Here is a 17986-nt window from a genome sequence, read left to right on the forward strand (position 1 = left end):
GCGGGACGATTGCCCACACGGGGCGGGTACCGCCCCGGCGGGTGCGGGCCCCACACGGCGGGTACCGGGGGGCACCGCCCCGCGGGGCGCACCCGTCAGCGGGTGTACGACAAGCCGTGGCCCACCGGATACAGCACCCGCCCCGGCTCCTCCGCGCTCTGGACGGGGACCGGCAGGCGGCCGAGGGGGCGGGCCCGTCCGGCCAGGACCCGCGCGGCGGCCCGGAGTTCGACGTCCGTCCAGGAGTAGGCCGCGAGAGACGCCCGCTGTCCACCGAGCCGCGCGACGTCGTACGGGTTGCGGATCGCGACCGTCACGACGGGCACCCCGGTGGCGACGAGCCGCGCGACGAGCGTCCGCTGCGGGCTGGTGGCGCCGACGTTGTACGTGCCCACCACGACCACGTCCCTGCCGGCCGCCGCCGCCACCGCCTCCTCGATCTTCGCGGCCGTCGGCGTGATCCCGGTCGACAGGGCCGTCGCGGTGAAGCCCAGCTCCGAGAGCGCCGTCGCGAGCGTGGTGGTCGGCGGGCCCGTAGTGCCGGACGGCGAGGCCGGATCGGCGCCGACGACGAGGACCGAGCGGTGGGTGGCCGGGCTCAGCGGCAGGAAGCCGTCCTCGTTGAGCAGCAGGGTCGTGGTCGCCTCGGCGATGCGGTCGGCGTGGGCGAGGTGCTCCTCGCTGCCGACCACGCGCTCGACGCCCGCCCGGGTCGCGTACGCCTGCCGGAAGAGGCCGAGCTTCGCCTTGAGCCGCAGGATTCGCAGGATCGATTCGTCGAGCCGGGCCTCCGTCAGTTCCCCCGCCCTGACCGCCGCCAGGACCGCCTTCCAGGCGACGTCCAGCTTCGGCGGGTTGAGCAGCTGGTCGACCCCCGCCTTCAGGGCGAGGACCGGGACGCGTTCGTCGCCGTACTTGGTGCGGACGCCCTCCATGCCGAGGGAGTCGGTGACCACCACGCCGTCGTAGCCGAGCCGTTCGCGCAGGATGCCGGTGAGGATGGGCCGGGAGAGGGTCGCCGGGTCCTCGCTGGGGTCGAGCGCGGGGACCACGATGTGCGCGGTCATGATCGAGTCGATGCCGGCCTCGATCGCCGCCCGGAACGGCGGTGCGTCGAGCTCGGCCCACTGCTCCTGGGTGTGGGTGATCGTCGGCAGTCCGTAGTGGCTGTCGACGGCGGTGTCGCCGTGGCCGGGGAAGTGCTTGGAGGTGGCCGCGACCCCGGCCCGCTGGTACCCCTTGACCTGCGCGGCGACGAGGCCGGCGACCGCCTGCGGGTCCGAGCCGAAGGAGCGGACGCCGATGACGGGGTTGGCCGGGTTGACGTTCACGTCGGCGACGGGGGCGTAGTTCTGCCGGATGCCGAGGGCGGCGAGCTCCTCGCCCGCGATCTGGGCGGCCTTGCGGGCGTCCGCGTGCGAGCCGCCGGCGCCGAGGGCCATCGCTCCGGGCAGCAGGGTGGCCGGCTTGCCGACCCGGCAGACGATGCCGTGCTCCTGGTCGGTGGAGACGAGCACTGGGATCGGGGTGGGCTGGGCGAGCGCGGCCTGCTGGATGCCGTTGGAGAGCTCCGCGATCTGCTGGGGGTCGCGGGTGTTGTGGGCCCAGGCGAAGTAGATGATCCCGCCGACGTGGTAGCGCTCGACCAGTTCGGCGGCGGTGCGGACGCCGATCTCGGCGAGGTTGGCGTCGATGTCGGCCTGGTCGGGGGCGGTGGCGGAGTGGCCGTAGACCCGCATCACGAAGAGCTGGCCGACCTTCTCCTCCAGCGACATCCGGTCGATGATCCGCCGGAGCCCGCGGTCGTTCGTCTCGGCGTGGGCGGCGGGGGAGAGGGTGCCGGTGACGGCCGCCGCGGCGGCTGCGGCGGTCACCGTGAGGAGGGTGCGTCGGGAGGGGGCGGGGGCGCGGTGGTGCACTGATGCTCCTTCCGGCCGTGCAAGGTTGAAGGAAACTTCCAAGGTGTCACGGATAGCCCGAAAGTAACTGCCAGGTCAAGGACCCGCGCAGGAATCGGAGGCCCCGGCCCCCGATCACCCCGCGGAGGCGATCGAGGGCCAGAGCTCCTGGAGCGTACGGACCGTCTCCCGGATCGCCGGGCGCCGCGCCGCGCCCGTCCGCCACATGGCGTGCAGCCGGCGCGTCGGCGTCGGATCGAGCCGCACCGGCGTCACCTCCGGCGGCAGCGCCCCGCGCCCCAGGCGCGGGACCAGGGCGATCCCCAGGCCGGCCGCCACCAGCGCCACCTGCGTGTGGTTCTCCTCCGCCTGATGGACGATCAGCGGCTCGTACCCCGTGGCCCGCAGCGTCCGCGTGAGCCAGTCGTGGCAGACCGTCCCCGGCGGCTGCGAGATCCACCGCTCCGCCGCCAGTTCCTCCCGGCGCACCGACTCCCGCGCCGCCAGCGGATGGTCCCGGTGGACGAGGATGTCGCACCGGTCGTCGCCGATGACCACCTGCTCGACGCCCGGCGGCGTCGGCAGCGGCGCGATGTCCCAGTCGTGCGCCACCGCCAGGTCGACCACCCCCCGCGCCACCAGGTCGATCGAGAGGTGCGGGTCCACCTCCGAGAGGCGGGCGTCGAGCTCGGGGTGGAGCCGGGCCAGCTCGGCCAGGGCCAGGGGCATCAGACCGCGCGCCGCGCTCGCGAAGCAGGCGATCGCGAGCCGCCCGGCGGGCCGGCCCCGCCGCTCTTCGAGCCGTACCTCCGCCTCCTCGACGAGCGCCAGCAACTGCCGCGCGGTGATGGCGAGTTGATGGGCGTCGTCGGTGAGCCGGATGCCGCGCCCGCTGCGTTCGAGCAGGGTCGTGCGGGTCTCCCGTTCCAGCTTCGCGATCTGCTGGGAGACCGCGGACGGGGTGTAGCCGAGGGCGGTGGCGGCGGCGCCGACACTGCCGTGGACGGCGACGGCGTGCAGGGCGCGAAGGCGGCCGAGATCCAGCACGGGCAGCTCCTGGACGGAGGATCGATGTAGGAACGCTTCATCTCACCATGAAGGAACCCGTGCTGGTGCTACACGGTCGGCGGCGGCCATGCTCGATCGCATGCACCCCGCACGCACCGCTCCGGCCGGTTCCGGCCCGGGCCGACTCGCCCCTGCCCACATCGCCCTCGCCGCCCTGGTCACCGCCGTCTGGGGGGTCAACTTCGTCGTCATCGAGATCGGCCTCGACCACTTCCCGCCGCTGCTCTTCTCCGCCCTCCGCTTCCTCGTCGCCGCCCTGCCGGCGGTCTTCCTCGTCGGCCGCCCGAAGGTCGCCTGGAAGTGGATCGTGGGCGTCGGCCTCGCGCTCGGCGTGGCCAAGTTCGGGCTGCTCTTCACCGGCATGGACCTCGGCGCCCCGGCCGGGCTCTCCTCCCTCGTCCTCCAGGTCCAGGCCGTCTTCACCGCCCTCTTCGCCTTCGCCGCCCTCGGCGAACGCCCCGGGCGCCGCAAGCTCGCCGGCATGGCCGTCGCCCTCGCCGGCATCGGCGTCGCCGCCGTCGACGAGGGCGCGGCGGGCTCCGTGACCGGCTTCGCCCTGGTGATCGCCGCGGCGGCCTGCTGGGGCCTCTCCAACGTCCTGACCCGCAAGGCCGCCCCGCCCGACGCGCTCAACTTCATGGTCTGGGTCAGCACCGTGCCCGTCCTGCCGCTCCTCGCCCTCTCCCTCCTCCTGGAGGGCCCCGAGCGGGACCTCGCGGCCCTGCGCGGGCTCGACTGGACCGGCGTCGGCGTCATCGTCTACGTCGCCTGGATCACGACCGTCTTCGGCTTCGGCGCCTGGGGCTGGCTCCTCCGCCGCCACCCCGCCTCCTCCGTCGCCCCCTTCTCCCTCCTCGTCCCCGTCTTCGGCATGTCCTCGGCCGCGCTGTTCCTGGGGGAGGGCGTGAGCCCCCTCCGCTGGTGCGCGGCCGCGCTGCTGGTGGGGGGAGTGGCGCTGACGTCCTTCGCGCCGCGGCGGGGCGCGGGAGGGGGCCCGGGCCGGAAACCCGTGGCGTCCGACGCGCCCGTGGCCGTATCGTTCCCGCGTCCCGCCTCCGAGGAAAGGCCCGTATGACCTTCGAGAACGTCACCGTCGACAGCGCCGCACCCGCCCCCGGCACCGTCCTGCTGGTGGGCATCCCCGGGAGCGGGAAGAGCACCGTCGCGGCGGCCCTCGCGGCCCGTTTCGCCCGGGCCGCGCACATCGAGGTCGACCACCTCCAGGAGCTGATCGTCCGGGGCGGCCACTGGCCGAGCCCGGACGGCGACCCGGAGGCGGACCGGCAGATCCTGCTGCGCGCCCGCAACGGCTGTCTCCTCGCGGACAGCTTCGCCGCGGCGGGCTTCCTGCCGGTCCTCGACGACGTGGTCGTACGCCGCTCCCACCTGGACTTCTACCGCGCCCACGCGAAGGCGGCCCCGCTCCACGTGGTCGTCCTGGCCCCCGGCCCGGACAAGGCCTGGGAGCGCAACAACGCCCGTCACAAGAAGCTGACCACGAACTGGGCCTTCCTGGACGAGGCCATGCGCGCCGAACTCTCCGGCGAGGGCGTCTGGATCGACAACGCGCAGCAGACGGTCGAGGAGACGGTCGACGCGGTCCTCGCGGCGACGGGCCTGACCGCCCGCGCCGACGCCGAGCCGGACGGCCCGGCCGGCTCGTAGCGGTCGGCGGCCCCGGGGGCGTCCGGCAGGGGCGGTTCGCCGCCGAGGCCCTCGTCCGCGTGAAAGGGCGCGGCGCCCTCGGCCCCGGAGCGGGGGAAGCCGTCGGTCTTCACCGCGACGGCGGCCGCCTACCCCCGCGGCGCCGCGGTCGACCCCCTGACCACCAGCTCCCCCGGGACCGTCTCCACGCCGCCCGCCGGGGGTTCCTGCGCCGACATGGCCAGGCGGCCCGCACGGGCGCCCGCCTCGTGGAGCGGGAGGCGGACGGTCGTGAGGGCGGGGACCGCGTCCACCGAGAAGGGCAGGTCGTCGAAGCCCGCGACCGACACGTCCCCGGGGACGGAGAGCCCCCGCTCCCGCAGGGCCGCGCAGACGCCCAGCGCCACCGTGTCGTTGGCCGCGACGACGGCCGTGAGGCGCGGGTCGCGGACGAGGAGTGCGGCCGTGGCCCCGTGGCCGGAGCGGCGGTCGTACGGCCCGTGGACCGTCGGCCCCTCGGCGACGCCCGCGGCCGCGAGCGCCTCCCGGTGGCCCTCCAGGCGGTGCCGGGTGGTGGTGCGGTCGGCCGGGCCCGCCACGTAACCGATCCGCCGGTGCCCGAGGCCGAGCAGGTGCTCGGTGAGGAGGCGCGCGCCGGTGCGGTTGTCGAAGACGAGGGCCGCCGCGCTCGCGTCGCCGGTCACCGGCGGCCGCCCGCACAGCACGACCCGGGTCCCCGCCTCCGCCAGCTTCGTCAGCTTGCCGGCCGTCGCCGCGAGGTGCTCGGGGTCCTCCAGGGCGCCGCCCATGAGGATCACGGCCGCGGCCCGCTGCCGCTGGAGCAGGGTGAGGTAGGTCAGCTCCCGCTCGGGGGAGCCGCCGGTGTTGCAGACGACGGCGAGCTTCTCGCCCCCGCCGCGCCCCGTGGCGCTCTCCCCGATCGCGCTCTGCGCCGCGCTCGCCATGATCCCGAAGAAGGGGTCGGCGATGTCGTTGACCAGGACGCCGACCAGGTCGGAGGTGGCGGCGGCGAGGGCGCTCGCGGGGCCGTTGAGGACGTAGTCGAGCTCGTCCACGGCCTTCAGCACCCGCTCCCGGGTCGAGGCGGCGACCGGGTAGTTGCCGTTCAGGACGCGGGAGACGGTGGCGGGGGAGACCCGTGCGCGGGCGGCCACGTCCGCCAGGGTGACGGTCATCGCGTGCGTACCTCCAGGGCCTTGTCGGCGGTGATGTCGGCAGGCTAGCGTCATCCGTGACAGAAAGCGCTTTCTATCATCGTGCCGGAAGCGCTTTCTGTCATGCCTCCGCGCATTGACCGCGGTCGAACGAGGGCGCACGCCCGCCGGGGAGAGGAACATTCCGTGACACGCAGGACAGTCCGCATCGCCATGAACGGCGTCACCGGGCGCATGGGGCACCGCCAGCACCTCGTCCGCTCGATCCTCGCCCTGCGCGAACAGGGTGGCCTCGACCTCGGCAACGGCGAGACCCTCTGGCCCGAGCCCGTCCTCGTCGGCCGCCGCGAGCACGCCCTGCGCGCCCTCGCCGAGCGCCACGGCCTCACCGAGTGGTCCACCGACCTCGACGCCGTCCTCGCCGACGACGGCGTCGACGTCTACTTCGACGCCCAGGTCACCTCCGCCCGCGTCGACGCCCTCACCAAGGCCATCGCCGCCGGCAAGCACGTCTACACCGAGAAGCCCACCGCCACCGACCTCGCCGGCGCCCTCGAACTCGCCCGCCTCGCCGAGGCGAAGGGCGTCAAGCACGGCGTCGTCCAGGACAAGCTGTTCCTCCCCGGCCTGCTCAAGCTCAAGCGCCTCGTCGACGGCGGCTTCTTCGGCGAGATCCTGTCCGTGCGCGGCGAGTTCGGCTACTGGGTCTTCGAGGGCGACTGGCAGGACGCCCAGCGCCCGAGCTGGAACTACCGCGCGGAGGACGGCGGCGGCATCGTCGTCGACATGTTCCCGCACTGGGAGTACGTGCTCCACGAGCTCTTCGGCCGGGTCACCTCCGTCACCGCCCAGGTCGCCACCCACGTCCCGCGCCGCTGGGACGAGCACGGCAAGCCCTACGAGGCCACCGCCGACGACGCCGCGTACGGCATCTTCCAGCTGGAGGGCGGCGCCGTCGCCCAGATCAACTCCTCCTGGACGGTCCGCGTCAACCGCGACGAACTGGTCGAGTTCCAGGTCGACGGCACCCACGGCTCGGCCGTCGCGGGTCTGCGCGGCTGCCGTGTCCAGCACCGGAGCCTGACCCCCAAGCCGGTCTGGGACCCCGACGTCCCCGCGACCCACTCCTTCCGCGACCAGTGGCAGGAGGTCCCCGACAACACCGAGTTCGACAACGGCTTCAAGGCCCAGTGGGAGCTGTTCCTCCGGCACGTCGTGCTCGACGAGCCGTACCACTGGGACCTCCTCGCCGGCGCCCGCGGCGTCCAACTCGCCGAGCTGGGCCTGAGGTCCGCCGCCGAGGGCCGCCGCCTGGAGGTCCCGGAGGTGACCCTGTGACCCTCCGCCTGCCGCTCCCGGACGGCTCCACGCGCGCGTACACCCCCCGCCCCGAACCGCTGGCGCTCTCCCCGGCCGGCCCGCCGACCTCCCGTACGGTCTTCTCCGCCGCGCACGTCGTCGCCGATCCGTACGCCGACACCACCCCCGACTCCCCGGCCGCCGTCGACTGGGACGCCACCCTCGCCTTCCGCCGCCACCTCTGGTCCCACGGCCTCGGGGTCGCCGAGGCCATGGACACCGCCCAGCGCGGGATGGGCCTCGACTGGGCGGGCGCGGCCGAGCTGATCCGCCGGTCCGCCGCCGAGGCCAGGGCGGTCGGCGGCCGGATCGCCTGCGGCGTCGGCACCGACCAGATCACGGGCGGCACCCTGCCGGAGGTCCGCGCGGCGTACGAGGAACAGCTCGCGGTCGTCGAGGAGTCGGGCGCGCAGGCCGTTCTCATGGCCTCCCGGGCCCTCGCGGCCGCCGCGAAAGGCCCCGAGGACTACCTCGACCTCTACGGCCACCTCCTCCGCCAGGCGAGCGAACCGGTGATCCTGCACTGGCTGGGCCCCATGTTCGACCCGGCGCTCGACGGCTACTGGGGCTCGGCGGACCTCGACACGGCCACGGAGACCTTCCTCGACGTGATCGCGGCCCACCCCGACAAGGTCGACGGCATCAAGGTCTCCCTCCTCGACGCCCGGCGCGAGGTCGGACTGCGCCGCCGCCTCCCGGAGGGCGTCCGCTGCTACACGGGCGACGACTTCCACTACCCGGAGCTGATCGCGGGCGACGAGCAGGGCTTCAGCCACGCCCTCCTCGGCATCTTCGACCCGCTGGGCCCGCTGGCGGCCGAGGCGGTGAGGATCCTGGACACGGGTGACGCGGCGGCCTTCCGCAAGGCGCTCGACCCCACGGTCGACCTCTCCCGGCACCTCTTCCGGCCGCCCACCCGCTTCTACAAGACGGGCGTGGTGTTCCTCGCCTGGCTGGCCGGCCACCAGGACCACTTCACGATGGTCGGCGGCCTGCAGTCCGCCCGCTCGCTCCCGCACCTGGCCCGCGCCTACGAACTCGCCGACGGGCTGGGCCTGTTCCCGGACCCGGCCCGCGCCGGGTCCCGGATGCGCTCGCTCCTCACCGTGCACGGAGTCCCCCAGTGAACCAGGACGTCTTCAGCGTCAACCAGATGACGGTGAAACAGCTGACCCTGCCCCGGCTGGTGGCGGAGTGCGTCCGCCTCGGCATCCGGGGCGCGGGTCTGTGGCGCGAGCCGGTCCGGGCGTACGGAGTGGAGGCCGCGGCCGCCCTCGTACGGGACGCGGGGCTCGCCGTCACCACCCTCTGCCGGGGCGGCTTCTTCACCTCGGACGGCTGGGAGGCGGAGAACCGCGCGGCGATCGACGAGGCGGTGACCCTCGGCACCGACACCCTCGTCCTGGTCTCCGGCGGCCTCACCCCGGCGTACCCGGACCTGCCGTCGGCCCGCGCCCGCATCACCGAGGCGATCGACGCCCTGGCTCCGTACGCGGGCGAACGCGGAATCCGCCTGGCGATCGAGCCCCTCCACCCCATGTACGCCTCCGACCGGTGCGCGGTCTCGACCCTGGACCAGGCCCTGGAGATCGCCGAGCGCTTCCCGGCCGAGCAGGTGGGCGTCACGGTCGACACGTACCACCTGTGGTGGGACGACCGCGCGCCGGCGGCGGTGGAACGCGCGGGCGCGACGGGCCGCATCCACTCCTTCCAGCTCGCCGACTGGACGACCCCCCTTCCGGCGGGCGTCCTCAACGGCCGCGGCCAACTGGGGACGGGCGCGATCGATCTCCGCGCCTGGGCGGATCTGGTGGAGAGGGCGGGCTACACGGGCCCGGTGGAGGTGGAACTCTTCAACGACGATCTGTGGGCGAGGGACGGCGTGGAGGTCCTGGAGGAGACGCTGGAGGCGTTCCTGGACGTATGACGACGGCCATCTGTCCGGATGCCGCACGTCCTGTTGCTCGCCCCCCTGAGGACGCGGGCGACCGTGGCGAAGTCGTCGTCCCGGTGCAGGACGGTCCACCCGTGGGTGAGGTCCTCGTCGATCGTGTCCTTCTCCGTGGTCGTGCCGAGCAGGTCCGGGGCCTCGGCGAGCACGTCGTCGTCCACGTCCACGTTGGTCACGCCCAGGGCCGGCCTCCACGCACATCGGGTGGGAAGAAGGCCCACCCTTCTCGCACGGTAGCTCGGGCCGGTTCCCCGGGCGGGAGTCCTCCACGGTCCCGCACCGGTTGTCGGTGGGTTTCGCTACGGTCGAGGCATGTCCAACGAAGGTCGCGGGCCGGCAGTGGTCGAAGGTGTCCTGGAGCGGATCACCTACGCCAACGAGGAGAGCGGGTACACGGTCGCCCGGGTCGACACCGGGCGGGGTGCCGGGGACCTGCTCACGGTGGTGGGGGCGCTGCTCGGCGCGCAGCCGGGGGAGTCGCTGCGGATGGAGGGCCGCTGGGGGTCGCATCCGCAGTACGGCAAGCAGTTCACCGTCGACAACTACACGACCGTCCTGCCCGCCACCATCCAGGGCATCCGGCGCTATCTCGGCTCCGGGCTGGTCAAGGGCATCGGCCCCGTCTTCGCCGACCGCATCACGCAGCACTTCGGGCTCGACACCCTCGACATCCTCGAAGAGGCCCCCGCGCGGCTGATCGAGGTCCCGGGGCTGGGGCCGAAGCGGACGAAGAACATCACCGCGGCCTGGGAGGAGCAGAAGGCGATCAAGGAGGTGATGGTCTTCCTCCAGGGCGTCGGCGTCTCGACCTCCATCGCCGTGCGGATCTACAAGAAGTACGGGGACGCGTCGATCTCGGTCGTGCGGAACCAGCCCTATCGGCTCGCCGCCGACGTGTGGGGCATCGGTTTCCTCACCGCCGACAAGATCGCCCAGTCCGTCGGCATCCCGCACGACAGCCCCGACCGGGTGAAGGCCGGCCTGCAGTACGCGCTGTCGCAGTCCAGCGACCAGGGGCACTGCTTCCTGCCCGAGGAGCGGCTCATCGCGGACGCCGTGAAGCTGTTGCAGGTCGACACCGGGCTCGTCATCGAGTGCCTCGGCGAGCTCGCCGAGGACCCCGAGGGAGTCGTGCGGGAGGTCGTGCCCGGACCCGAGGGGACGCCCGTCACGGCCGTGTACCTGATCCCCTTCCACCGGGCCGAGCTGTCGCTCGCGGGGCAGCTCCGGCGGCTGCTGCGGACCGAGGAGGACCGGATGCCGGCCTTCCGGGACGTGGCCTGGGACAAGGCGCTGGCCTGGCTCGCGGACCGTACGGGGGCCTCCCTCGCGCCCGAGCAGGAGGAGGCCGTGCGGCTCGCCCTCACCCGGAAGGTCGCCGTGCTCACCGGCGGCCCGGGCTGCGGCAAGTCCTTCACGGTCCGCTCGATCGTGGAGCTGGCCCGCGTCAAGAAGGCCAAGGTCGTGCTCGCCGCCCCCACCGGGCGGGCCGCCAAGCGGCTCGCCGAGCTGACCGGCGCCGAGGCCTCCACCGTGCACCGGCTCCTGGAGCTGAAGCCGGGCGGGGACGCGGCCTACGACCGGGACCGGCCGCTCGACGCCGATCTGATCGTCGTCGACGAGGCCTCCATGCTGGACCTGCTCCTCGCGAACAAGCTGGTCAAGGCCGTGGCACCGGGTGCCCACCTGCTGCTGGTGGGGGACGTCGACCAGCTGCCGTCGGTCGGCGCGGGCGAGGTCCTCGGCGATCTGCTCTCCCCCGGCAGCCCCGTGCCGGCGGTGCGGCTGACCCGGATCTTCCGGCAGGCCCAGCAGTCCGGGGTGGTCACCAACGCGCACCGGATCAACGCCGGCACGCCGCCCCTCACCCAGGGCCTGCCGGACTTCTTCCTCTTCGTCGAGGAGGAGACGGAGGACGCCGCCCGGGTCACCGTGGACGTCGCGGCCCGGCGCATTCCGGCCAAGTTCGGTCTCGACCCGCGCCGGGACGTCCAGGTCCTCGCCCCCATGCACCGGGGCCCGGCGGGCGCGGGCTCGCTGAACGGGCTGCTCCAGCAGGCGATCACCCCCGCCCGCCCGGACCTGCCGGAGAAGCGGTTCGGCGGCCGGGTCTTCCGGGTGGGTGACAAGGTGACCCAGATTCGGAACAACTATGAGAAGGGGGCCAACGGGGTCTTCAACGGTACGGTCGGCGTCGTCACGGCGTTGGACACCGTCGAGCAGCGGCTGACCGTGCGGACGGACGAGGACGAGGAGGTGCCGTACGACTTCGACGAGTTGGACGAACTCGCCCACGCGTACGCGGTCACCATCCACCGCTCGCAGGGCAGCGAGTATCCGGCGGTGGTGATTCCGGTCACCATGAGCGCCTGGATGATGCTCCAGCGGAACCTGCTCTACACGGCCGTGACCCGGGCCCGGAAGCTGGTCGTCCTGGTCGGCTCCCGCCGGGCGATCGCCCAGGCGGTCCGCACGGTCTCGGCGGGCAGGCGCTTTACCGCACTCGCCCATCGGCTCACAGGGGACACCCTCGTGTGAAAGATCACGGAGGGCTACCGGAACCGGGGCGAAGGGGGCAGGATATGAAGGTTGGCGGCACTGAGTGCCGCCGAATGGCCCAATGAGCGACCCCGAGTGCACTCTCCTGAGCCAAATGGGGGATGGTAGAGACAGTCAGGGCACCTCGAAGAAGAGGCACTACGTCGGTGAGGGATGACGTGAGCGACAACTCTGTAGTACTGCGGTACGCGGACGGTGAATACACCTACCCGGTGGTCGAGAGCACCGTCGGCGACAAGGGCTTCGACATCGGCAAACTCCGAGCCCAGACCGGACTGGTCACCCTGGACAGCGGATACGGCAACACCGCCGCCTATAAATCCGCCATCACCTACCTCGACGGTGAGCAGGGCATTCTGCGGTACCGCGGCTACCCCATCGAGCAGCTGGCCGAGCGCTCCACCTTCCTTGAGGTGGCGTACCTGCTGATCAACGGTGAGCTGCCCAAGGTCGACGAGCTGTCGACCTTCAAGAACGAGATCACGCAGCACACGCTGGTCCACGAGGACGTCAAGAACTTCTTCCGCGGCTTCCCGCGGGACGCCCACCCGATGGCCATGCTGTCCTCGGTGGTCTCCGCGCTGTCCACCTTCTACCAGGACAGCCACAACCCGTTCGACGAGCAGCAGCGCCACCTCTCCACGATCCGGCTGCTCGCCAAGCTTCCGACGATCGCGGCGTACGCGTACAAGAAGTCGATCGGCCACCCGTTCGTCTACCCGCGCAACGACCTCGGCTACGTCGAGAACTTCCTGCGCATGACCTTCTCGGTCCCCGCGCAGGAGTACGACCTCGACCCGGTCGTCGTCTCCGCGCTCGACAAGCTGCTGATCCTGCACGCGGACCACGAGCAGAACTGCTCGACCTCCACCGTGCGTCTGGTCGGCTCCTCGCAGGCGAACATGTTCGCCTCGATCTCCGCCGGCATCTCGGCCCTGTGGGGCCCCCTGCACGGCGGCGCCAACCAGTCGGTCCTGGAGATGCTGGAGGGCATCCAGGCCAACGGCGGCGACGTCGACTCCTTCATCCGCAAGGTGAAGAACAAGGAGGACGGCGTCCGCCTGATGGGCTTCGGCCACCGGGTGTACAAGTCCTTCGACCCGCGCGCCAAGATCATCAAGGCGGCGGCGCACGATGTCCTCTCGGCCCTCGGCAAGTCCGACGAGCTGCTCGACATCGCGCTCAAGCTGGAGGAGCACGCGCTCTCCGACGAGTACTTCGTCTCGCGCAACCTCTACCCGAACGTGGACTTCTACACGGGCCTCATCTACCGCGCGATGGGCTTCCCGACCGAGATGTTCACCGTGCTCTTCGCGCTCGGCCGGCTCCCCGGCTGGATCGCCCAGTGGCACGAGATGATCAAGGAGCCGGGCTCCCGCATCGGCCGCCCGCGCCAGATCTACACGGGCGAGGTCCACCGCGACTTCGTCCCGGTCGAGGCCCGCTGAACCCCGGCTGACGCGCCCCTTCGGCTCACCGAGCCCTGAGGAGAGTGCGAAAAGCGCCCCGCCGCCGATCCCCCCACGGGTCGGCGAGCGGGGCGCTTTCCATATCCCGGTGCGGATTCCCCCCACGGGATCCGGGCCGGGCGTCCGACGCGCGGTCTGCCGGGGTACGTACGGGAGGGCCGCTCAAAGCTCCCCGTGCACGTGCCCCGGCCGCGCTTGCCTGGGACGTCCCCCAAGACATCCCATGAACGTCCCCCAAGACGTTCTTGGCATCGCCCACTTAGACTCGCGAACAGCCCAGATGGTTACCCCCCAATATCTGTGATCTAGATCTCTTTGTGAAGGTCCTGTGCCTCATACGTAAGCGAATTCACTTGAACCGGCGCAGTCGCAGGCTGTTGGAAACGACGAACACGGACGAAAAGGCCATGGCCAGGCCCGCGATCATCGGGTTGAGGAGCCCGGCCGCCGCCAGGGGGAGCGCGGCGAGGTTGTAGCCGAAGGCCCAGCCCAGGTTTCCCCGGATCGTCGCCAGGGTCCGCCGGGCCAGCCGGATGGCGTCCGCCGCGACCCGCAGGTCGCCCCGGACCAGCGTCAGGTCGCTCGCCTCGATGGCCGCGTCGGTGCCCGTCCCCATCGCGAGCCCGAGGTCGGCGCCGGCGAGCGCGGCGGCGTCGTTCACCCCGTCGCCCACCATCGCGACCGTACGGCCCTCCGCCCGGAGCCGCCGGACCACCTCGGCCTTCTCCTCGGGCAGCACCTCCGCGATCACCTCGTCGATGCCCACCTCGGCCGCCACCGCCTCCGCGACCGTCCGGTGGTCCCCGGTGAGCAGCACCGGCCGCAGCCCCAGGGCCCGCAGCCGGGCGACCGCCTCGGCGCTGGTGTCCTTGACGGTGTCGGCGACGGTCAGGGTGCCCCGGGCCACCCCGTCCCAGGCGACGTGGACGGCGCCGGGCTCCGTCGTCGCGGGCGCCTCGACGCCCTCGGCCGCGAGCAGGGCGGCGCGCCCGACGAGGACGAGCCGGCCGTCGACGGAGCCGCGCACGCCGAGGCCGGGCACGTTCTCGAAGGCCTTCGGCGTGGGGAGCTCCCCGCAGCGCTCGGCGGCGCCGGCCGCGATCGCGCGGGCGACCGGATGCTCGGAGGAGTGCTCCAGGGCGCCGGCGAGCCGCAGCAGCTCGGTCTCGTCGGCGGAGTCGGTGCCGTACCGCCCGCCGTGCACGTGCACGCCGGTCAGCCGCATGCGGCCGGTGGTGACCGTGCCGGTCTTGTCGAGGACGACCGTGTCGACGCGGCGGGTGGACTCCAGGACCTCGGGGCCCTTGATGAGGATGCCGAGCTGGGCGCCGCGGCCGGTGCCGACCATGAGGGCGGTCGGGGTGGCCAGGCCCAGGGCGCAGGGGCAGGCGATGATCAGGACGGCCACGGCGGCGGTGAAGGCGGCGGTGACGTCGTCGGTGGCGAGGAGCCAGACCACGAGGGTGGCGAGGGCGATGAGGAGGACCACCGGGACGAAGACGGCGGAGATCCGGTCGGCGAGCCGCTGCACCTCGGCCTTGCCGCTCTGGGCCTCCTCGACGAGCTTCGCGATCCGGGCGAGCCGGGTGTCGGCGCCGATCCGGGTGGCCTCGACGACGAGACGGCCCGAGACGTTGACGCAGCCGCCGGTGACGGCGGAGCCGGGGGCGACGTCCAGGGGCAGCGACTCACCGGTGAGCAGGGAGGCGTCGACGGCGGAGGCGCCCTCGGCGACCGTGCCGTCGGTGGCGATCTTCTCCCCGGGGCGCACGACGAAGAGGTCGCCGGTGCGGAGCTCGTCGACCGGGATCCGCACCTCCGCGCCCGCGCGCAGCACCGCCACGTCCTTGGCGCCGAGCTCCATCAGGGCCCGCAGCGCGGAGCCGGCCTTCCGCTTGGCGCGGGCCTCCAGGTACCGGCCGAGGAGGATGAAGGTGACGACCCCGGCGGCGACCTCCAGGTAGATCGCGGAGGAGGCGTGGGCGCGGTCGGCGGTGAGGTCGAAGCCGTGCCGCATGCCGGGCATGCCGGCGTCGCCGAGGAAGAGGGCCCAGAGGGACCAGCCGTACGCGGCGAGGGTGCCGACCGAGACGAGGGTGTCCATGGTGGCGGCGCCGTGCCGGAGGTTGGTCCAGGCGGCCCGGTGGAAGGGCAGTCCGCCCCAGACGACGACGGGGGAGGCGAGGGTGAGCGAGAGCCACTGCCAGTCGTCGAACTGGAGCGAGGGGACCATGGCGAGCAGGACCACGGGCGCCGCGAGGAGCGCGGAGACGGTGAGCCGCTGCCGGAGGGAGGCGAGCTCGGGGTCCTCCGGCTCGTCCGGCTCCTCCGCCGGCGGGGCGGGTTCCTCGGCGGTGTAGCCCGTCCTCACGACGGTGGCGATCAGCTCGTCGACGCCGACGTCCGGCGCGTGCTCGACGTGCGCCTTCTCGGTGGCGTAGTTGACGGTGGCGGTGACGCCGTCCATCCGGTTGAGCTTCTTCTCGACGCGGGCGGCGCAGGAGGCGCAGGTCATCCCGCCGATCGTCAGCTCGGTGACGGTGATGCTTGGCATGTGCGGGTTCCAAAGGGGAGCAGGGCCGTACCAGGTAACGGTACGGCCCTGCGGCGCCTGTTCGGCGGGGGGTCTCAGACCAGCTCGTAGCCGGCCTCGTCCACGGCGGCGGCGACGGCCTCGCGGTCGAGGGGGGCCTCGGAGACGACGGTGACCTCGCCGGTCTTGGCGACGGCGGTGACGGAGGAGACGCCGGGGATCGCGGAGATCTCGCCGGAGACCGCGCCCTCGCAGTGGCCGCAGGTCATGCCCTTGACCTGGTAGACGGTGGTGAGTTCGGTCTTCGTCTCTGCGGACATGGCGCTCTCCTCCTGGGGATCCAGTGTCTTACGGTCACGAGCCTATACCCCTAGGGGGTATAAATTCCACTCCGGGGTGCCGAAGGCGGGCAGGGCGGCCGGATCCTGGCCCGGGCCCATGGTAAATACCCGACATGTCGCATTCGGGGAGCACGCTCATCCTGATCATGGCGATCGCCGTCCTGGCGCCGCTGCTGGCCTACGCGGTGGGGCGCAGGCTCCCCGTCCCCCTCGTCATCTTCGAGATCCTGCTCGGCATCCTCATCGGCCCCGACGTCCTCGACTGGGCCCGGCCCGACGCGCTGATCGACGGACTCTCCCAGCTCGGCCTCGCCATGCTGATCTTCCTCGCCGGGTACGAGATCGAGTTCGGCAAGGTCCGCGGCGACACCCTCCGGCGTTCCGTGTGGGCCTGGGTGATCGCCCTCGGCCTCGGGCTCGCCACGGGCGTCCTGCTCGGCGGCGGCTACACCAAGGGCGTCTTCATCGGCGTCGCCCTGACCAGCACCGCGCTCGGCACCGTCCTGCCGGTGCTGCGGGATACCGGCGACCTCCACGGGCGGTTCGGCTCGGTCGTCATGGCCTTCGGGGCGGTCGGCGAGTTCGGCCCGATCATCGCCATGTCGCTGCTGCTCAGCGGGCGGGGCGCCGCCGAGTCCACCGCCGTCCTCGCCGTCTTCGCCGCGCTCACGGCGGGGGCCGTGCTCTGGGCGCTGCGGCCCCGCCCGCCGTGGTTCTCGAAGGTCATCGCCAGGACGCTGCACAGCAGCGGCCAGTTCGCGGTCCGCTTCGTCTTCCTGCTGCTCGCCCTGATGCTCGGGGCCTCGACGGCCCTCGGGCTCGACGTGCTGCTCGGCGCCTTCGCGGCAGGACTCATCACCCGGCTCGTGCTGACCGGGGCGGCACCCGAGTCCGGGCCGCAGATCCTGGAGAAGGTCGAGGGCGTCGGCTTCGGCTTCCTCGTCCCCGTCTTCTTCGTCGTCACCGGGATCGAGTTCGACCTCGACTCGCTCCTGGGCGGGGGCCGGACCCTGCTCCTGCTGCCGGTCTTCCTGGTGCTCTTCCTGGTGGTGCGCGGCGGGCCGATCCGGCTCCTCGCCCCGCGCGACCTCGACCGCGAGGAGCGGCGCGGCCTCGTCCTGTACGGCTCCACGGCGCTGCCGCTCGTCGTCGCCATCACCACCATCGGCGTGGAGGACAAGGAGATGGCGGCCGGCGAGGCGGCGGCGCTCGTCGGGGCCGCCATGCTCTCCGTCCTCGTCTTCCCGCTGCTCGCGATGAAGTCGCGGGCGCGGAAGGGGGCGGGGGCGGCTCCCGGCGAGGGGGTGCGGCCCCCGGAGTCGGTCAGCGGGGCGGAGACGTGGTGACCGGGGTCTCGACCAGGGGGGAGAGGTAGCGCAGGAGGACGGTCTTCAGCTCGGCGATCGTCGCGTCCCGCTCGGGGCCCTCGGGCGCGGCCAGGACGAGCCCCAGTCCGCCCTTGAAGATCGCGAAGGTCATGCCGGCGATCCGGGCGCGCTCGGCGGCGGAGAGCGCCGGGGCGTAGTGCCCGATCACCCCCTGCACCGAGGCCAGCAGGCCGGCGTGCAGGGCGTCGTGCTCCTCGGCGATCCGGCCGGGCACCTCGGAGCCGTGCATCAGGGCGAGGAAGACCGGGTTCTCGCAGTTGAAGGCGATCAGCGGGTCGACGACGACGTCCAGCATCTCGGGCAGCGGCAGCGCGAGGTTCTCCGGGGTGAACGCCTGGCCGTGTGCCTCCCGCATCTCGTTCAGGAGGCGCTCGCCGAGCTCTATCGCGATGGCCTCCTTGTTCGGGAAGTACTGGTAGAGCGTGCCGGGCGACACGCTCGCCTCCCGGGCGATCGCGTTGGTGCTGGTCGCCGTGTACCCGGACGCGCAGAAGACCTTCGCGGCGGCCTGGAGGAGCTGCGCGATACGGCGTTCGCCGCGGGCCTGGCGGCGGCGCGGCTTCGGTTCTTCGGACACGTCTCCGGACATGGCTGTCCCCAG

General features: G+C 72.7%; 14 protein-coding genes. 8 read left to right on the plus strand and 6 right to left on the minus strand.

Features of this window, described 5'->3' with window-relative positions; genetic code table 11:
- Nucleotides 1–95: 95 nt before the first annotated feature.
- Nucleotides 96–1919, minus strand: coding sequence for a glycoside hydrolase family 3 protein (locus ACFYUZ_RS00005; RefSeq protein WP_389304850.1), 1824 nt, complete (start codon nucleotides 1917–1919; stop codon nucleotides 96–98).
- 114 nt (nucleotides 1920–2033) lie between these two features.
- Nucleotides 2034–2945 (minus strand): LysR family transcriptional regulator, encoded by a 912-nt coding sequence (locus tag ACFYUZ_RS00010; protein WP_389304852.1) that lies wholly within the window; start codon nucleotides 2943–2945, stop codon nucleotides 2034–2036.
- 100 nt (nucleotides 2946–3045) lie between these two features.
- On the opposite strand from ACFYUZ_RS00010, the gene ACFYUZ_RS00015 reads away from it, so the two are divergent.
- Together ACFYUZ_RS00015 and ACFYUZ_RS00020 are read left to right on the plus strand one after the other, a co-directional pair.
- Entirely contained in the window at nucleotides 3046–4041 is a 996-nt protein-coding gene (locus ACFYUZ_RS00015) for an EamA family transporter (protein ID WP_389304854.1), read from the plus strand.
- Nucleotides 4038–4631: an AAA family ATPase gene (locus ACFYUZ_RS00020; protein ID WP_389304856.1), complete on the plus strand. Its 594-nt coding sequence runs from the start codon at nucleotides 4038–4040 to the stop codon at nucleotides 4629–4631. The genes ACFYUZ_RS00015 and ACFYUZ_RS00020 overlap by 4 nt, the downstream gene beginning before the upstream one ends.
- A gap of 128 nt (nucleotides 4632–4759) precedes the next feature.
- Here the strand turns inward: ACFYUZ_RS00020 and ACFYUZ_RS00025 are convergent, their stop codons facing one another.
- Nucleotides 4760–5806, minus strand: coding sequence for a LacI family DNA-binding transcriptional regulator (locus ACFYUZ_RS00025; RefSeq protein WP_389304857.1), 1047 nt, complete (start codon nucleotides 5804–5806; stop codon nucleotides 4760–4762).
- Between the two features lie 165 nt (nucleotides 5807–5971).
- Here ACFYUZ_RS00025 and ACFYUZ_RS00030 point away from each other — a divergent pair, with 165 nt between their 5' ends.
- From ACFYUZ_RS00030 to ACFYUZ_RS00050, 5 genes are all read left to right on the plus strand, one after another.
- Nucleotides 5972–7123 carry a Gfo/Idh/MocA family protein gene (locus ACFYUZ_RS00030; RefSeq protein WP_389304859.1) on the plus strand — a complete coding sequence of 384 codons (1152 nt, stop codon included), beginning with the start codon at nucleotides 5972–5974 and terminating at the stop codon, nucleotides 7121–7123.
- Nucleotides 7120–8271, plus strand: coding sequence for a dihydrodipicolinate synthase family protein (locus tag ACFYUZ_RS00035; RefSeq protein WP_389304860.1), 1152 nt, complete (start codon nucleotides 7120–7122; stop codon nucleotides 8269–8271). Before ACFYUZ_RS00030 ends, ACFYUZ_RS00035 begins: the two co-directional genes overlap by 4 nt.
- Nucleotides 8272–8297: 26 nt before the next feature.
- Complete coding sequence (locus tag ACFYUZ_RS00040; RefSeq protein ID WP_389306224.1) at nucleotides 8298–9071, plus strand: sugar phosphate isomerase/epimerase family protein; 774 nt, start codon at nucleotides 8298–8300, stop codon at nucleotides 9069–9071.
- A 336-nt stretch (nucleotides 9072–9407) separates the two neighbouring features.
- Nucleotides 9408–11633: an ATP-dependent RecD-like DNA helicase gene (locus tag ACFYUZ_RS00045; RefSeq protein WP_389304862.1), complete on the plus strand. Its 2226-nt coding sequence runs from the start codon at nucleotides 9408–9410 to the stop codon at nucleotides 11631–11633.
- 179 nt (nucleotides 11634–11812) lie between these two features.
- The gene (locus ACFYUZ_RS00050; protein ID WP_389304863.1) at nucleotides 11813–13102 is read left to right on the plus strand and encodes a citrate synthase; all 1290 of its coding nucleotides are present in this window, start codon (nucleotides 11813–11815) and stop codon (nucleotides 13100–13102) included.
- 370 nt (nucleotides 13103–13472) lie between these two features.
- On the opposite strand, the gene ACFYUZ_RS00055 is transcribed toward ACFYUZ_RS00050, so the two are convergent.
- Together ACFYUZ_RS00055 and ACFYUZ_RS00060 are read right to left on the minus strand one after the other, a co-directional pair.
- Nucleotides 13473–15677: a heavy metal translocating P-type ATPase gene (locus ACFYUZ_RS00055; protein ID WP_389304865.1), complete on the minus strand. Its 2205-nt coding sequence runs from the start codon at nucleotides 15675–15677 to the stop codon at nucleotides 13473–13475.
- Between the two features lie 74 nt (nucleotides 15678–15751).
- On the minus strand, nucleotides 15752–15976 hold the full coding sequence (locus ACFYUZ_RS00060; RefSeq protein ID WP_086828979.1) for a heavy-metal-associated domain-containing protein: 225 nt from the start codon (nucleotides 15974–15976) through the stop codon (nucleotides 15752–15754).
- A 134-nt stretch (nucleotides 15977–16110) separates the two neighbouring features.
- Between ACFYUZ_RS00060 and ACFYUZ_RS00065 the strand changes: the two genes are divergently transcribed.
- Nucleotides 16111–17343: a cation:proton antiporter gene (locus tag ACFYUZ_RS00065; RefSeq protein ID WP_389304867.1), complete on the plus strand. Its 1233-nt coding sequence runs from the start codon at nucleotides 16111–16113 to the stop codon at nucleotides 17341–17343.
- Here ACFYUZ_RS00065 and ACFYUZ_RS00070 read toward each other — a convergent pair.
- Nucleotides 17321–17974 carry a TetR/AcrR family transcriptional regulator gene (locus ACFYUZ_RS00070; protein ID WP_389304869.1) on the minus strand — a complete coding sequence of 218 codons (654 nt, stop codon included), beginning with the start codon at nucleotides 17972–17974 and terminating at the stop codon, nucleotides 17321–17323. The two genes, ACFYUZ_RS00065 and ACFYUZ_RS00070, sit on opposite strands and share 23 nt — an antisense overlap.
- Nucleotides 17975–17986: the final 12 nt, after the last annotated feature.

It is taken from the genome of Streptomyces sp. NPDC004266, assembly GCF_042874095.1.
Classification (GTDB): Bacteria; Actinomycetota; Actinomycetes; order Streptomycetales; family Streptomycetaceae; genus Streptomyces.

What these genes read in the sequence shown, in the direction of transcription:
- ACFYUZ_RS00015 (WP_389304854.1), top strand. Translation starts at nt 3,046, where the DNA reads ATGCACCCCGCACGCACCGCTCCGGCCGGTTCCGGCCCGGGCCGACTC.
- ACFYUZ_RS00020 (WP_389304856.1), top strand. Translation starts at nt 4,038, where the DNA reads ATGACCTTCGAGAACGTCACCGTCGACAGCGCCGCACCCGCCCCCGGC.
- ACFYUZ_RS00025 (WP_389304857.1), bottom strand. Translation starts at nt 5,806, where the DNA reads ATGACCGTCACCCTGGCGGACGTGGCCGCCCGCGCACGGGTCTCCCCC.
- ACFYUZ_RS00040 (WP_389306224.1), top strand. Translation starts at nt 8,298, where the DNA reads ATGACGGTGAAACAGCTGACCCTGCCCCGGCTGGTGGCGGAGTGCGTC.
- ACFYUZ_RS00045 (WP_389304862.1), top strand. Translation starts at nt 9,408, where the DNA reads ATGTCCAACGAAGGTCGCGGGCCGGCAGTGGTCGAAGGTGTCCTGGAG.
- ACFYUZ_RS00055 (WP_389304865.1), bottom strand. Translation starts at nt 15,677, where the DNA reads ATGCCAAGCATCACCGTCACCGAGCTGACGATCGGCGGGATGACCTGC.
- ACFYUZ_RS00060 (WP_086828979.1), bottom strand. Translation starts at nt 15,976, where the DNA reads ATGTCCGCAGAGACGAAGACCGAACTCACCACCGTCTACCAGGTCAAG.
- ACFYUZ_RS00065 (WP_389304867.1), top strand. Translation starts at nt 16,111, where the DNA reads ATGTCGCATTCGGGGAGCACGCTCATCCTGATCATGGCGATCGCCGTC.
- ACFYUZ_RS00070 (WP_389304869.1), bottom strand. Translation starts at nt 17,974, where the DNA reads ATGTCCGGAGACGTGTCCGAAGAACCGAAGCCGCGCCGCCGCCAGGCC.